Genomic DNA, 14555 nt, shown 5'->3' on the forward strand with positions numbered 1-14555 from the left:
AATCACCGCCAAGTCGGTCATTCGGAGCTATTCACATGAGAACATCAATTGCCGCTGCCCTTTTTAATGTCGTTGCCCTGGCCGGCCTCGTTGCTCTTGCCATTCCTACCCACGCCGCTTCGGTGCCCTGCGAGGAAATGCTGAAGGACATGCGGGCGACCAAGGCCTCCGCAAAATTGAGCGATGCCGACAAGACGAAGGTCGACGATCTTGAGGCAAAGGCCGTCGAGCGTTGCAATGCGGACGATGACACCCGGTCCGACAAGTTTCTGTCGGAAGCCATGAAGATCATGGGCAAGTGAAGAACGCTGCGGCCAGGAGAGACGTCATGAAAACAATTACCCTCATGGGCCCGGCGGAAGCGCTTAACCGTGTCCCGCGCGTCACCGTCGATTTCTGGCTCATCAAGTTGATGGCCGTGACGATGGGTGAAACAGCCGCCGACTATCTCGCCGTCAACCTCGGGCTGGGCTTGACGGCGACGACGCTAATCATGACTGGTCTTCTCTTCGTCGGTTTGCAGATCCAGTATGCCCAGAAGCGCTATATTCCATACGTATACTGGACGGCGGTGGTGATGATCAGCATTGTCGGGACTTTGGTCACTGACAACCTCGTCGACAATTTGGGCATCCCCCTGTTTGCGACGGTGATCGGGTTCACCATCGCCTTGGCCCTGACGTTTGTTGTCTGGAGGGTGCGTGAGGGTACGCTTTCGATCCATTCGATCTCGACTGACAGGCGGGAGATCTTCTACTGGTTGGCTATCCTTTTCACCTTTGCACTTGGTACGGCCGTCGGCGATTGGATCGCCGAGGTGATGGGCCTTGGCTATGTGACGACGGGAATTCTGTTCGGCGTGATCATCGGCGCTATCGGCCTTGCTTACCGTTATCTGAAGCTCGACGCCGTCGTCGCCTTCTGGCTCGCCTACATCCTCACCAGACCGCTTGGCGCATCGTTGGGGGACTATCTGTCTCAGCCTATGGAGTATGGCGGACTTGGGCTGGGAACGATCTACACCAGCCTGCTGTTCCTCGCGGTGATCGTGCTCATCGTGGTCTATATGACGGCCCGATACGCTTCCGAGGCTGACATGGAGCAGAAAGCTTCAATTTAAAGTCGATCTTCCTCCACGTTCGAACATCGACGCTAGCTAATAAGCAGACCGCGCATCAATAAGGTACGCGGTTTCCGCAAACTTAAAGGAGCTTTGGAGTCAGCATTGGTATCACGAGCACGATTCGGCTTCCCTGGGCGGGCTGCTCTATTCCCAGTGCCATGCCATGCAGCCGGGCTATAGCCGATACAAGGCTAAGGCCCAGACCGTTGCCGGGCGTATGTCGGCTCGGCTCTGCTCGGTGGAAGCGGCGCAAAACAGCTTCCGCTTCGGTGGGCGGAATTCCGCATCCGGTGTCTTCGACGATCAGACGGATAGCACCATCGATCTTCTCGAGTGTGACCGTCGCCCGTCCGCCAGCCGGGGTGAACTTAATGGCATTGTCGATCAGGTTGCCAATGGCCTCGAACAGCAGATTGGAATCACCCGACAGAGTCACGGCTGATCCCAGATGATTGCGGTAGGAAAGCGCGACATCGCGTTCCTCGGCGAAAGGCTCGTAGAACTCCATTGCGTCCTGTGCGATCTCCGCCAGATCGACGGGAAGAAACCCGGACCGCCGTATCCCGTCCTCGACTTCCGAAATTCGCAACAGTGCGCTGAATGTCTTTAAAATGCCCTGCAGCTCGACCACGGCCTCGTCTACATATCGTCCGTAGTCCTCGACGGTCACGGCGCGCCGGCGTGCCCGTTCCAGGCCAGCCAGCATGCGGGTCAACGGCGTGCGCATGTCATGGGCGATATTGTCGCAGACGCCTTTGACCTCGTGCATCAGATGCTCGATCTCCTCCAGCATGTCGTTAACGACCGCAGCCAACCGGTCGATATCGCCACCGGCTCGGCCTGTCGGCAAGCGCTGCGCCAGATCACCATCCATGATCATCCGAGCGCTGCGGGTGATGCGCTCTATGCGTCGGATTGAGCCTGCTCCGACGAAGGCCGCTCCGAACAATCCCAAGACCGCTGTTACCACAGCACCTAGCAGCAGGGCGTTCGACAGCTGCTCGTTGAACTCGTGCTGTTCGGCAACACCCTGAGCAATCAGCAATTGCTCGCCGTGTTCAAGCCGCCTGACTACACCGCGAAACGGCAAACGGCGATCGCCGACGCGCACCTTAAAGTCGAACGGTGTTGTGGCGCTCGCTGCGTTGGATGGTAGGGGAATGTCGCTGCCGGCGAGCAACTTTCCGTTCGCGTCAAAGAGAGCGAATGATCGCTCGAGACTGAGACCGTTCGCCTGACGCGCGACCAGTCTTGTCCGGATCACATCCGGCGGCACATCCTGGAGCCCGGACATCTCCTTCAGCAGCCACTCATCCGTTCTCTGCGAGATGAAGTCGGAGGTTTGCCAGGCGACGAAGGCGAAAAGACTTGCCGCCGCGATGCTGAACAGGACGAGGAATGTAAGCGCCAATCGGAAGCTGGTCGTCCGAACGAGTTCAATTAGCCGCATCTAGAACATATCCTGATCCACGCATCGTCTTGATCATCGGCGGCAGGCCCGCCAAGTCGACCTTTTTGCGTAATTTGCTGATATGAACATCGATGACGTTGGTGGGTTCGTTGTAGCGATAATTCCAGACCTCCTCGAACAGCATGGTCCGGGTGACGACCTGGCCAGAATGGCGCATCAGATATTGCAGCAGCTTCATCTCCCTTGGCAGCAGATCGAGCAATCGTCCCGCCCGCCTGACAACATGGTTCAGAAGGTCGACTTCGAGATCGCCGACCTTCAGCACGGTTTCATGGGCGACGCTGTAGCGGCGGCGGACGAGGACATCGATCCTCGCGGTCAGTTCGAGCGCCTCGAAGGGCTTTGTCAGATAGTCGTCGCCGCCCGCCTTCAACCCCCGGATGCGTTCGTCGACTGCCGATAGCGCACTGAGGATCAACACGGGAGTCTGAACACCCGCCGTCCTCAGGGTCGCCAGCAATCCCAAGCCGTCCAGGCTGCCCGGCAACATTCGGTCGAGAACGATGGCATCAAAATTTTCAGAGACGGCTTTCACCAGTCCCTCGCGTCCGTCGTGCGAACAGGCGACCTCGCAGCCATTGTCGACCAAAGCCGCTTCGATCTCGGCAGCGGTCTTCACATCGTCCTCGATCACCAAGATTCTCGACACATTTTCTCCAAGGAGCAAGCCTTATACGGCTGGCATATGGTCAGACTGCTGTGCGACCTTATATGTGCGAAGACTAATCGGGTTTCGCCCAAACATGAAAATATTTTAATCTAACGGTTGGGATGCCATGCGGGTGCTAGTCGTAGAGGACGATGATAAGACCGCTCACTACCTTGTACGGGGTTTGTCGGAGGCCGGAATGGTCATCGACCGCGCCGCGGATGGCGAACTCGGCCTGGCACTCGCCAGCGAAGACATCTATGACGCGTTGATCGTCGACCGCCTGCTGCCGAAGATGAGCGGCATTGATCTGGTCCTGGCCCTTCGTTGTCAGCAAAACCCGGTGCCGATCCTGATGCTGAGCGCGCTCGGCAATCCGCTCGATCGGGTGGAAGGTCTTCGCGCCGGCTGCGACGACTACCTCGCCAAGCCTTATGCCTTCGGCGAGCTGATGGCGCGGCTGCAGTCCATCGCGCGGCGGCATGACGGTGCCGCGCACGGGGCGGTGCTGACGGCCGGCGATCTCACCCTCGATATCCAGCAGCGGATCGCTATGCGGGCCGGAGGGGCTATCTCGCTGCAGTTTCGCGAATGTCTGCTTCTACAGACGCTGATGCGGCATGCCAATGCCGTCGTCACCCGTTCCATGCTGCTGGAGGCGGCCTGGGACTATGCCTTCGAGCCGCGCGGCAACATCATCGACATGCACATCCATCGGCTCCGCCGCAAGATCGACCATGGCCATGCCTTCGACTTGATCCAAACGATACCGGGTGTCGGTTACCGGCTGGCCACGGGGCCGGAGAGGGCGCAGCCTGCCGGCAAGACAGCGGCTCCTTAAACTTTTTTTCATCTTCGCGCGATTTGCCGTCCATGCGCCGACCCGCACTGTGATGCTGCGATGCACCAATCCGTATCGCCAAGTCCAGTTGAGCGAGCGCCCCATGAATCATGATGCAATTCCGACGAAACCCGCCGTTGACACCAACCCGCGCCGCCCGCGGGACAGGGCCATCCTTGGCAGCCTCGCATTCCTGCTGGTTGCCGGAACCACCGTTTCGGTCTTCTGGCCGGCACAGAAGAGCGTGTCGGCACAATCGCCCAAGGCCGCTGCCGCAGCGATACCGGTGGACACCGCGTCCGTGACGATGCAGGACCTGCCCATCGAGCGGTCCGGCCTCGGCGTGGTGACGCCGCTGACCGCCGTCGACGTCAAGGTGCGTGTCGATGGGCAGCTGCAAAAGGTGCTGTTTTCCGAGGGCCAGACCGTCCATGCCGGCGATGCCATCGCCCAGATCGATCCGCGCCCCTATGACGCCGCCCTGGCGCAGGCGCAGGCGAGCCTGCAGAAGGACATGGCCCAGCTCGCCAGCAACAAGCTTGACGAGGCGAGGGCTAGGCGCCTGACCACCTCGGGCGGCGGCACGACCCAGGCCGCCGATCTGGCGACGGCGCAGGTCGCGGTCCTCCAGGCGACGGTCGATGGCGATCAGGCGGCGGTGGATATCGCCAAGCTTAACCTCAGCTTTGCCACGGTCACCGCGCCGATCTCCGGGCGTGCGGGTCTGCGAACCGCCGAACAGGGGGCAATCGTCCACAGCAGCGATACGGCCGGCATCGTGACGATCACCCAGATGCATCCGATTGCGGTCGAGTTCACGCTGCCGCAGGACGAGGTCCCGGCCTTAGTCGATGGCCAGTCCGAAGGCGTTCTGGCGGTTTCCGTCGACAGTCGCGATGGCTCCAAGCATCTGGGGGACGGCAGACTTTCGGTGATCGACAGCCAGGTCGACACCACGACCGGCATGATCAAACTCAAGGCCGAGTTTGCCAACGGCAATCTTGCACTGTGGCCGGGCGAACTGGTGACTGCGCGGATTGTGCTGAGAACGGAAAAGAACCAGACGGTCGTGCCATCGGCGGCCATCCAAAACGGCCAGACCGGACCCTATGTTTTCGTCATGAAGCCGGATCAAACCGTGGCCACGTCATCGGTCAAGACCGGACCGGTGGTCGATGGCATGACGAGCTTGCTCTCCGGCGCGGCAACTGGGGACAAAGTTGTCATTTCCGGCCAATCGAGGCTCACGGACGGAACGAAGATCGCACCGAAGTTAGCGGTACTGCAAAAGGTCGCCAGCGCCGGGAAGATCGCTCAATGAGCATTTCCGAGGTCTTTATTCGCCGCCGCGTCGGTACGTGCCTGCTGGCGCTCGGCATGATTTTGTTAGGCTCTGTCGCCTATTCGAAACTGCCCGTCGCCTCGCTGCCGCAAGTCGATTTTCCGACGATCGAGATATCAGCGACATTGCCGGGGGCTAGCGCCGATACGATGGCAACGTCTGTTGCTACCCCGCTGGAAAACCAGCTCTCGACCGTCTCCGGCGTGTCGCAGATGACCTCGACGAGTTCGTCCGGCCGCACCAGCATCACCATGCAGTTCGATCTCAACCGTGACCTGACCAGTGCCGCCCAGGACGTGCAGGCGGCGATCAGCGCCGCCAGCGGCCAGCTGCCGAAGGATCTACCAAGCGCACCGACATTCCACAAAACCAACCCCGCGGAAGTAACCTTCCTGACCTTGGCGCTGACATCTGACCGGCTACCGCTGACGGAACTTGATCACTACGCCGAAGACATCATCGCGCAGCAAATATCGCAGATGAGCGGCGTTGGGCTTGTCGACTATCACGGGCCGCAGCGCCCTTCGATCCGCCTTCGTCTCGATCCGGACAAGCTCGCGTCGCGTGGGCTGACGCTTGAGGACGTTCGCACGATCGTTGGAACGCAGACCCTGAACGCGCCGAAGGGATCTGTGTCCGGCGACGGTCGCACAACGGTTCTTGACGCCACTGACCAGATTGTCGACGTCCCGGCCTATCAATCGATGGTGGTCGCCTACCGCAACGGCGCGCCGATCTATGTCAAGGATCTTGGAACGGTGATCACCGGGCCAGTGGACACGCACCAGGCGGCCTGGCTGCAGGACAGCCGCTCGGTCATGCTCGACATCCACAAGATGGCCGGGTCCAACATTCTCAGCACGACGCAGGCCATCAAGGACCGGCTTTCGGCGCTTCAGGCCGCCCTTCCTGCGGGCATCACGCTTTCCGTCGTCGGCGACCGCACCCAGATCATCACCTCCTCCGTCTCCGACGTACAGATGACGATGCTGATCACCATCGGCCTCGTAGTGATGGTCATCTTCGCCTTCCTGCGCAATGTCTGGGCGACCGTCATTCCCGCCGTGACGATTCCGCTGTCACTGGTCGGCACCTTCGCGGTCATGTACTTGCTCGGCTACAGCCTCGACAACCTGTCGCTGATGGGGCTGACCATCGCCGTGGGCTTCGTCGTCGATGACGCGATCGTCGTGATCGAAAATATCGTCCGGCATCTGGAGCAGGGAAAGTCCAAGCTGCAGGCGGCGATCGAAGGCGCGAGGGAGGTCAATTTCACCATCATCTCGATGACCATCTCGCTGATCGCGGTGTTCATTCCGATCCTGCTGATGGGCGGTATCGTTGGCCGGCTTTTCCGGGAGTTCGCCGTCACCGTCAGCGTCGCCATCCTGGTGTCTGGTCTGGTGTCGTTGACGGTGACGCCGATGCTGTGCGCCTGGCTGATCAGGCACGATCACCAGCAGACGCATGGCAGGCTCTATCTGTGGTCGGAGCGCTTCTTGGACGCCTGCACGCGGGGATACGGGCATTGCCTGGACATAGTCCTGCGCAATCGCCTGCCCACGCTGTTTGTCGCATTCGCAACGCTTGCCGCGACGCTCTGGCTGTATACGTCGATGCCCAAGGGCTTTTTGCCGCAGCAGGACACCGGCTACATCCAGGCGCAGGCGCAGGCGGCCACCGACATTTCCTTCGAGGCGATGTCTAAGAATATGCAGGCACTCGGCAAGATCATCACCGTTGATCCGGCCGTCGAGAACGTTGCCTACTGGATCAATCCGAGCCCGTCGGCCGCCGTCGGTCAGGTGCAGATCAACCTCAAGCAGTTTGGCACGCGAAGCCCGGCCGCCGACGTGATGGCGCGGCTGAAGAAGGCGACCGCCAATCTCGAGGGCCTAACGATCGGCATGCAGGTGCGTCAGGACATCCAGGTCGGCGGGCGGTCCTCGGCCTCGCAGTGTCAGTATACGTTGCAGGACCCGGACGCAGCCGAACTCGACAAATGGGCGGCGGTCATGGGCAAGACGATGGCCGCCCTGCCGGAATTGCAGGACGTCATCTCCGACCAGCAGACGGCGGCGACCAGCGTGACGCTCGACATCGACCGCACCACGGCCTCGCGGCTTGGCGTCGATGCCGAAACCATCGACAACACGCTCTACGACGCCTTCGGCCAGCGGCAGGTTGCCACCCTGTTTACCCAAGTCAGCCAGTATCACGTCGTCATGGAGGTCGACCCACGCTTTGCCCTGACGACGGAGGCGCTCAGCCATCTCTACGTCCGCTCGTCGACTACCGACAAGCTCATTCCCTTGAGCATTCTCGGGACATTGAGAAATGGCGTCACGCCCGTGTCGGTCAATCACCAGGGATCGATGCCGGCAACGACGCTGTCGTTCAATTTAGAGCCGGGCTTCGCGCTCAGTGATGCCGTGACGTCCATCCACGCGGCAGAGGTGTCCGTCGGAATGCCCGTTACCGTGATCGGTTCGTTCCAGGGAACGGCGCAGGCTTTCCAAGACTCCATGGCAAGCGAACCCTATCTGATCATGGCCGCCGTCATCGCCGTCTATATCGTTCTCGGCGTGCTCTACGAAAGCGCGATCCACCCGCTGACGATCATATCGACACTGCCGTCCGCCGGTCTCGGCGCGCTGCTTGCCCTAAAATTGTTCGGTCAGGACCTTTCTATCATGGGCATGATCGGCATCATCCTCCTGATCGGTATCGTCAAGAAGAACGCCATCATGATGATCGACTTCGCGCTGGAAGCCGAGCGGCATCAAGGGATGAGCCCGGCAGAGGCGATCCGCCAAGCTTGCCTGCTGCGCTTCCGGCCGATCATGATGACCACCCTTGCGGCGCTCCTTGGTGCCGTCCCACTGGCGATCGGGGCCGGACCCGGCTCTGAGCTGCGGGTGCCGCTTGGCATCGCCATTGTCGGGGGTCTGATCGTTTCGCAGGTGCTGACGCTGTTCACTACGCCGGTCATCTATCTGATGCTGGGGAGGCTGACGCAAAGAACTAGCAGGGAGCCGTCCGAGGCGGCCATGGCCCACTGAGGGCCAACGGTCCGCCTACCGCTTCTGCGGCGCGATAGAGACGCCATCCTTCGAGCGTCTCTATCGACATTACCAAATGGTATGGTGCGAGCGAGGTGTCCGTAAGCAAACCGCTTCATTGTGCACTGCAGCGTGGCGCCTTTGCTGCGCGGTTCAAACCGAGGCGACGATGAAAAAACTGATGCTGATCCTCTCTATCCTGGTGCCTCCGGCGCTGATGGCGACCTCTCTGCCGGTGACCGCATTTGCTGCGGCACAGAGCGGACTTGGCGATCTCTCGGCCTTCGAATCAATTGCGGCCGATACGCTTCGTCTCGTGAAAGCGGGCGACCTGGGCGGTGCAAAAAATCGCATCACTGACTTTGAGACCGCCTGGGACGCTGCCGAACCAAAACTGTATGCAGCAGATAAGCAACGCTGGGGCGTAATCGACGATGCAGCCGACGGCGCGATCTCTTCGCTGCGCAAGGGAAAGCCCGACGTACACAATGTGGAATCTGCGCTAATTAAACTCACGAATACATTAGGAAACTCCGCTTCCAAATAGCGGAGAATTCCTTGGAGAGAGGAACGCGTTCACTCATTGCATGGCATGAAGCCCGGCGAATGCGAGGATACGCAAGCCGTTAAGTTCGTCCGCAACAACGGGCGCCCCGCTCAACAACCGTGATTGACGGGCCTCCGTCCATAATGAAAGCTCACCAATGAATAAGTTAGGCGCGATAAATAAGATCGCCGAAATTACTGTCTTTTTCTGGGTTGCTAAAATCGTCGCAACCACGCTTGGCGAAACGGCAGGCGATTTCATCTCTCAGACACTGAACCTCGGTTACGTCGTAGGCCTTTTGATAACAGGGGTGCTGCTAATCGCTATCCTCGTTTTTCAGGTTAGATCAACGGTTTTTCACTCCGGTCTGTTCTGGGCAGCAATCGTCGCCACAACGACCGCTGGAACCGAGGTTTCAGACATTATGGATAGGACCTTTGGACTTGGGTATGTCGCCGGATCGTGTGTTCTTGTTGTAGGTCTCGGGCTATCTCTGGCTGTCTGGTACTACCGCAAGGGAAACTTGGCTGTCGTTCCGATCGCGGACCGGGACACCGAAATTATGTTTTGGATTGCTGTGATATTTTCAAACAGCTTAGGCACAGCGTTTGGCGATGCACTCGTTGATTTTATTGGCTTGAGCTATATGCAAGGCGCACTCGTTACCTCTGGGGTGATCGCGCTCGTTCTCATGCTGCATTACTTTACGAAGATGAACGCGGTCTTTCTCTTCTGGGCGGCATTTGTTTTCACGCGGCCTTTCGGCGCAACCTTCGGCGATTTCTTGACGAAGCCACTTGAAAAAGGTGGTCTGGAACTGGGCACTTGGCAGGCCTCAGCAGTATCGACAGCATTGCTGATCGTCGTCGCCTGGCTTTCTACCAGGTGGCGAACAGATAGGGACCCAGCCAGGCAGGGGTCTTGACCTATTCAGCATCGAATTTCGTCGGACGCGTGCAGGAGAGCGGTGTCATGCCCACTGAAAGTCGCACTCGTTGACATTCATTGGGCCGTCGAGGTGAGTTCAGGCGACTGTCAGCTTGTCCCGCCATAACGAAATACACCACGGGTTAAAGGCATTCGCATGATTATGAAGGAGTGCCCTGCCTCGGGATAGGTGGACACACCCTGTGAGGGCTAGGAATCACCGAGCATTCTACGAAACTGGACACCTCAGAGAGCCCCGCAGGTCAGAACGATCAAAATTACAACTCACTACACGGTAAACCAATCATCGTTCGAGCCAACCATTGGCTGACGTGCGCAGCAACGACGCTGTTTTCGGCGCATTCATTCAGAGAACTGTTGATGGATATAAAAGTCCCAGATATGGCCGGCTTTAGGATTGATGAACACTCGGGCAGGTCAGTACGCCACTTACTTTGGGTAACGTTGACAGCCCTAGCGATCGATGTCCTAATCTTCGAGATACTTTTCGAGTCTAGTGTTGGTTTCCTGCCTGCGTTGACGATTAGTTTCGTCTGTTCCTCCGTCTTCAGCTATGTCGTTTGCTCGCAAGCGCCAGCCATTCCGCGGTCTCCAGGAGCCAAGGTCTCGGCAGAAGCCGCGCGCTTCATCGCCATCTGCGTTCTTGGTTTCGGACTGCGAGGAGGCGTCCTTTCGGATGCGAGTCAATTCCTGCACTAGCCACCGCTGGCATCGATTGTCGCCGGGGCGGCCGCATCGGCGATCGTGAGCTATTTGGGGAGCCGATTTTTTGTTTTTCAAACTTCTGCGGATTCCCTGTCAGACGATCGCTGGCGGCTGGCGGCCTTCGGCGTAGTCGGCTATATGCTGGCCTTGCGGCTGGCCTACCTTGGGCTTGTGAACCTTCTCCCGGAAGAAGCCTATTATTGGAATTTTTCACAGCACGTCGATATTGGCTACCTCGATCACCCGCCGATGGCCGCATGGACGATCTGGCTCGGCACCAGCCTGTTCGGGAACACGGAATTCGGGGTGCGAATCGGAGCCTACCTTTCGTGGATCGCAGCAGCCTTCTTCCTCTACCGGTTAACTGCCAACCTGTTCGGCAAATCCACGGCCATCATTTGCATCGTTCTCACTGCCACGCTCCCCGCTTTTTTCTACACGGGCTTCATAATGACGCCCGACGTGCCTCTGACGGTTGCTTGGGCGGGTGCCCTCTATTTCCTAGAGCGTGCTCTTATCGCTGACAGGCGACAGGCCTGGTGGGGCGTCGGAATTTGCGCCGGCCTTGGAACGGTTTCCAAATACACGATCGCGCTTCTTGGTCCCGCAGCGCTCATCTTTCTCATCCTCGACCCCAAGGCGCGCCGCTGGCTCAGGAAGCCCGAGCCCTATGTTGCCGCCACCCTCGCCTTGGCACTGTTTTCTCCCGTGATCTACTGGAACGCCATTCATGGTTGGGCTGCATTTGCGTTTCAGAGCACCCAGCGGCTGGAAGACCCTGCAACGTTTTCAACTCCGTCTTTGCTGGCAAGCGCTGCACTCTTGCTGACACCGCTTGGGCTTATCTCCGCGCTAGCCGTCTTCGTATCACGTCGTCGCCGGTCCGTTCTCGCCCCGATCGCCGACGTCCAAACTCGCAGAAAGCTGCTGCTCATCACGGTGTTCACCGCAGCACCTTTGTCCGTCTTCTTGGCATTCAGCTTCGTGCATCAGGTCAAGCTCGACTGGACAGGCCCCGTCTGGTTGGCGATTCTGCCGGCCATAGCCGCCATGCTCTTCCAGTCGGGCCAGAGTTCCAAGTTCGAGGTCGCGATCAACAGTTTGTGGGGCCCAACGCTGGTAGGAACGCTGGCGATTTACGCGGTTTTTCTTCACTATCTGGTCGTCGGACTGCCACTTGTCGGTCATCTCGGGAACATCCGCACGCTTCCTGTCGCTTGGGACGCGTTCGGCCATCAGGTCGGCCTCGTGCAGCAGGCTGTCGAGAAGGAAATGGGACAAAGCGTGCTGCTTGCAGGAATGGACAAGTACTTCGTCGCCAGCGAGATTGCATTCTACAACCGCCAGGGTCCCGATGTCATTCAGAAATCGGTGGGTGCCGGTCCGTGGAAACGACAGCCTGATGTACGGCTATTGGTACAAGCCTGCCGATATGCAAGGACGGACGATCATCTTGTTCGGGGTGAAAAGCGGGGACGTCGAACAACAGGACCTCGGACGCTATTTCGATCGGCTGACGGATATCAGGAGCCAAACCGTCAGGAAGAATGGAGCTTCTATCGGCCAGTTCTACTACCGCGTCGGTTACGGATATCGGGATTGCTCTATGGTGCTGATCTCATGCTCGACCAAGTGACACCATGGCGGTTAGTTTTCCAATTCAAGTCCTCTGAAATCCGCGCTAACACCGTAAAAAAATCTGAATAATATCGATGAAGGAGAAACGGAGTTCAGTTGGCTGTCAGGGTTGAATGAAAGAACCACCGCTTAAAGTAAACCGTCGGTCTTTTACCTCGGTTTGGGGGAATTCTGTCGCTCAAACGGCTGATGCGGAAAATCGGGCTATTCGTCTCGCTTCTGCTCGAAGGACATAAATTTTATGAATTCAATTGCCGCTTCTCGCCTCACTAAAGACGATCCGGATCTTTCGATTGCCCAATCGTATCTCCACAATGCCGGGCCGTCGCTTTCCATTGTTATTCCGACGTTGAACGAGAGCGAGAACATACCCACTCTTGTTGGGCGACTGCACGACACACTCGAAGGCATCGATTGGGAGGTCATTTTTGTTGATGACGACTCCGTCGACGATACGATGGAGAGGATCAGGCAGCTCTCGGTATCCGATCGACGCATCCGTGGCCTCCGCCGTGTGGGCAGACGAGGATTGGCTGGCGCGTGCCTGGAAGGAATTCTTTCCAGTTCCGCTTCCATTGTAGCGGTCATGGACGCCGACCTCCAGCATGATGAGAAGCGTCTCACTGAAATGCTTGCCGTAATTCGTCGTGGTGAAGCCGACCTGGTGGTGGCCAGTCGATATATCAGTTCGGATGGAGCGTCGAACGGACTCTCCAAGATCCGGCATGCAGGCAGCCGGCTGGCGGTCGGATTGGCGCAGTCGATTCTCGGAGTTCGCCTGAGCGATCCGATGAGCGGTTTCTTCATGATCCGCAGAGAGTTTGTCGAGGAGGTCGCACCGCGCCTTTCTCATCAGGGCTTCAAGATTCTTCTAGATATCGTTGCATCGTCGACGAAGCCGATCAGGATTGAAGAAGTCTCATATTTATTCAGTCAGCGTCTTTACGGCGAGAGCAAGCTCGATGCTAGCGTTGTCTTCGAATATCTTGGCCTGCTTATCGCCAAGGCCTCGCGAGATAGGGTTTCGGCCCGGTTCCTGGCGTTTTGCATGGTCGGCTCGGCTGGGGTTGCAATCCATCTGAGCATCCTGCGAATACTACTAACGTCCGATGTAGCCTTTCCAACGGCGCAGGCCGCGGCGATGCTGATTACCATGACCTTCAACTATACGCTGAACAACTCGTTGACCTACAGGGATCGCCGCCGCCGTGGTTGGCGCTTCCTGACGGGCCTTGGAATGTTCGCGGCCCTCTGCAGTTTGGGCGTCGTTGCCGGCGTGGGTGTCTCATCAGCTTTCTATCAGAACGAACCACGTTGGTGGGCGGCTGGCCTTGCGGGCGCAGCGATTGGCGCGGCTTGGAACTATATGACCAACTCGGCCATCACCTGGCGCAAGCTGTAGCGAGCTGCCCGCCCGTCGGTGCCGATGGCCGACCAATTTCGGTGCGGACGGCAGGAGAACGCATGCTTCGCAGTTGAATGACTGGACGATGTCGCTGGCCAGCAGGCCCTCAGCGCAGGGCAATCCACGACAGCTTATTATGCTTGATTTTGAGAGAACCAGGAGCGGCACCGCGTTCCGCAAAGTAGTGAAGTGAGCGTTTAGTTTCGTCGGCAAATGGCATGTCTCCACCACCTTTTGCCAAATATTCTGAGAAAGATCGGATCCATAGCAAACCTCCATTTGAAAAGGCTTGCTACCCAGCCGTTGAATTATGTGGCGTCAAGAACCCAATGACGGCTTTGCGGCAAAGCATCAGAGGGATTCCGCAACATAATTTCGGCCGCAACATAACGGCTATATCCATACCCATCTGGATGAATGCTGCGGTATTCTTCCCAAAGGATAAGCAGCGTAACGCCTGGCTTCTTCAGCTCTATTGAAAACGGGCCCCAATCGGGCTCTTGGCGCAATCGCTGGCCCTGCTTGACGCCGGAGTGGACGAAAAGCTTGGCCTCAAGAACATCGTCTGTCAGGTCGCTGGCGAGCGGCCAACTCAGCCCTGCCATCGCAGCCCGCTTCAAATTGTCCTGCTCGGTGCTGCGAGCAATGCCAAGTATCACCGCGATCTCGTGGCTACTCGTTCCGCTACCCGCAAGCCGCAGCATTTGTCGAATGTGTCGCATGGTCAGCTTTCTTTTTGCAGGCATTAAATTCCCCTCGTGGATATCGAGGGGACACATGCCAAGGTTGCTGACCCAAGGGAATTTAAGTGCCGGAAACTGGCC

Annotated in this window: 12 protein-coding genes; 9 read left to right on the forward strand and 3 right to left on the reverse strand. The window is 58.3% G+C overall.

From position 1 onward, the window contains the following. The first annotated feature begins 35 nt into the window (after positions 1-35). The gene (locus J5274_RS25640; protein ID WP_219275789.1) at positions 36-302 is read left to right on the forward strand and encodes a hypothetical protein; all 267 of its coding nucleotides are present in this window, start codon (positions 36-38) and stop codon (positions 300-302) included. A 26-nt stretch (positions 303-328) separates the two neighbouring features. Further along, positions 329-1120 carry a hypothetical protein gene (locus J5274_RS25645; RefSeq protein ID WP_224130006.1) on the forward strand — a complete coding sequence of 264 codons (792 nt, stop codon included), beginning with the start codon at positions 329-331 and terminating at the stop codon, positions 1118-1120. A gap of 82 nt (positions 1121-1202) precedes the next feature. Here J5274_RS25645 and J5274_RS25650 read toward each other — a convergent pair whose 3' ends face one another. Further along, a complete protein-coding gene (locus tag J5274_RS25650; RefSeq protein WP_219275790.1) occupies positions 1203-2573 on the reverse strand; it encodes a HAMP domain-containing sensor histidine kinase in 1371 nt (456 codons plus the stop codon). Next, positions 2560-3243 (reverse strand): response regulator transcription factor, encoded by a 684-nt coding sequence (locus J5274_RS25655; protein ID WP_219275791.1) that lies wholly within the window; start codon positions 3241-3243, stop codon positions 2560-2562. The genes J5274_RS25650 and J5274_RS25655 overlap by 14 nt, the downstream gene beginning before the upstream one ends. Positions 3244-3370: 127 nt before the next feature. Here J5274_RS25655 and J5274_RS25660 point away from each other — a divergent pair, with 127 nt between their 5' ends. The 7 genes from J5274_RS25660 (at position 3371) to J5274_RS25690 (ending at position 13728) form a co-directional block, all read left to right on the forward strand. Next, positions 3371-4084: a response regulator transcription factor gene (locus J5274_RS25660; protein WP_219275792.1), complete on the forward strand. Its 714-nt coding sequence runs from the start codon at positions 3371-3373 to the stop codon at positions 4082-4084. Between the two features lie 103 nt (positions 4085-4187). Then, on the forward strand, positions 4188-5405 hold the full coding sequence (locus tag J5274_RS25665) for an efflux RND transporter periplasmic adaptor subunit (protein WP_219275793.1): 1218 nt from the start codon (positions 4188-4190) through the stop codon (positions 5403-5405). Beyond that, on the forward strand, positions 5402-8488 hold the full coding sequence (locus J5274_RS25670; RefSeq protein ID WP_219275794.1) for an efflux RND transporter permease subunit: 3087 nt from the start codon (positions 5402-5404) through the stop codon (positions 8486-8488). The genes J5274_RS25665 and J5274_RS25670 overlap by 4 nt, the downstream gene beginning before the upstream one ends. Before the next feature lie 169 nt (positions 8489-8657). Then, on the forward strand, positions 8658-9035 hold the full coding sequence (locus J5274_RS25675; RefSeq protein WP_219275795.1) for a hypothetical protein: 378 nt from the start codon (positions 8658-8660) through the stop codon (positions 9033-9035). 157 nt (positions 9036-9192) lie between these two features. Next, on the forward strand, positions 9193-9960 hold the full coding sequence (locus J5274_RS25680) for a hypothetical protein (RefSeq protein WP_219275796.1): 768 nt from the start codon (positions 9193-9195) through the stop codon (positions 9958-9960). Between the two features lie 866 nt (positions 9961-10826). Then, positions 10827-12395 (forward strand): glycosyltransferase family 39 protein, encoded by a 1569-nt coding sequence (locus tag J5274_RS25685; RefSeq protein ID WP_219275797.1) that lies wholly within the window; start codon positions 10827-10829, stop codon positions 12393-12395. 172 nt (positions 12396-12567) lie between these two features. Next, positions 12568-13728 carry a glycosyltransferase gene (locus J5274_RS25690; RefSeq protein WP_219275798.1) on the forward strand — a complete coding sequence of 387 codons (1161 nt, stop codon included), beginning with the start codon at positions 12568-12570 and terminating at the stop codon, positions 13726-13728. 311 nt (positions 13729-14039) lie between these two features. On the opposite strand, the gene J5274_RS25695 is transcribed toward J5274_RS25690, so the two are convergent. Further along, positions 14040-14477, reverse strand: a complete 438-nt coding sequence (locus J5274_RS25695) for a hypothetical protein (protein ID WP_219275799.1) — start codon at positions 14475-14477, stop codon at positions 14040-14042. Positions 14478-14555 lie beyond the last annotated feature (78 nt).

Source organism: Rhizobium sp. L51/94 (genome assembly GCF_019355555.1).
In the GTDB taxonomy this organism is placed as follows: domain Bacteria; phylum Pseudomonadota; class Alphaproteobacteria; order Rhizobiales; family Rhizobiaceae; genus Rhizobium; species Rhizobium rhododendri.

Coding starts and splice junctions, on each gene's coding strand:
- J5274_RS25640 (WP_219275789.1), top strand. CDS start 36: ATGAGAACATCAATTGCCGCTGCCCTTTTTAATGTCGTTGCCCTGGCC.
- J5274_RS25645 (WP_224130006.1), top strand. CDS start 329: ATGAAAACAATTACCCTCATGGGCCCGGCGGAAGCGCTTAACCGTGTC.
- J5274_RS25650 (WP_219275790.1), bottom strand. CDS start 2,573: ATGCGGCTAATTGAACTCGTTCGGACGACCAGCTTCCGATTGGCGCTT.
- J5274_RS25660 (WP_219275792.1), top strand. CDS start 3,371: ATGCGGGTGCTAGTCGTAGAGGACGATGATAAGACCGCTCACTACCTT.
- J5274_RS25665 (WP_219275793.1), top strand. CDS start 4,188: ATGAATCATGATGCAATTCCGACGAAACCCGCCGTTGACACCAACCCG.
- J5274_RS25670 (WP_219275794.1), top strand. CDS start 5,402: ATGAGCATTTCCGAGGTCTTTATTCGCCGCCGCGTCGGTACGTGCCTG.
- J5274_RS25675 (WP_219275795.1), top strand. CDS start 8,658: ATGAAAAAACTGATGCTGATCCTCTCTATCCTGGTGCCTCCGGCGCTG.
- J5274_RS25680 (WP_219275796.1), top strand. CDS start 9,193: ATGAATAAGTTAGGCGCGATAAATAAGATCGCCGAAATTACTGTCTTT.
- J5274_RS25685 (WP_219275797.1), top strand. CDS start 10,827: ATGCTGGCCTTGCGGCTGGCCTACCTTGGGCTTGTGAACCTTCTCCCG.
- J5274_RS25690 (WP_219275798.1), top strand. CDS start 12,568: ATGAATTCAATTGCCGCTTCTCGCCTCACTAAAGACGATCCGGATCTT.
- J5274_RS25695 (WP_219275799.1), bottom strand. CDS start 14,477: ATGCCTGCAAAAAGAAAGCTGACCATGCGACACATTCGACAAATGCTG.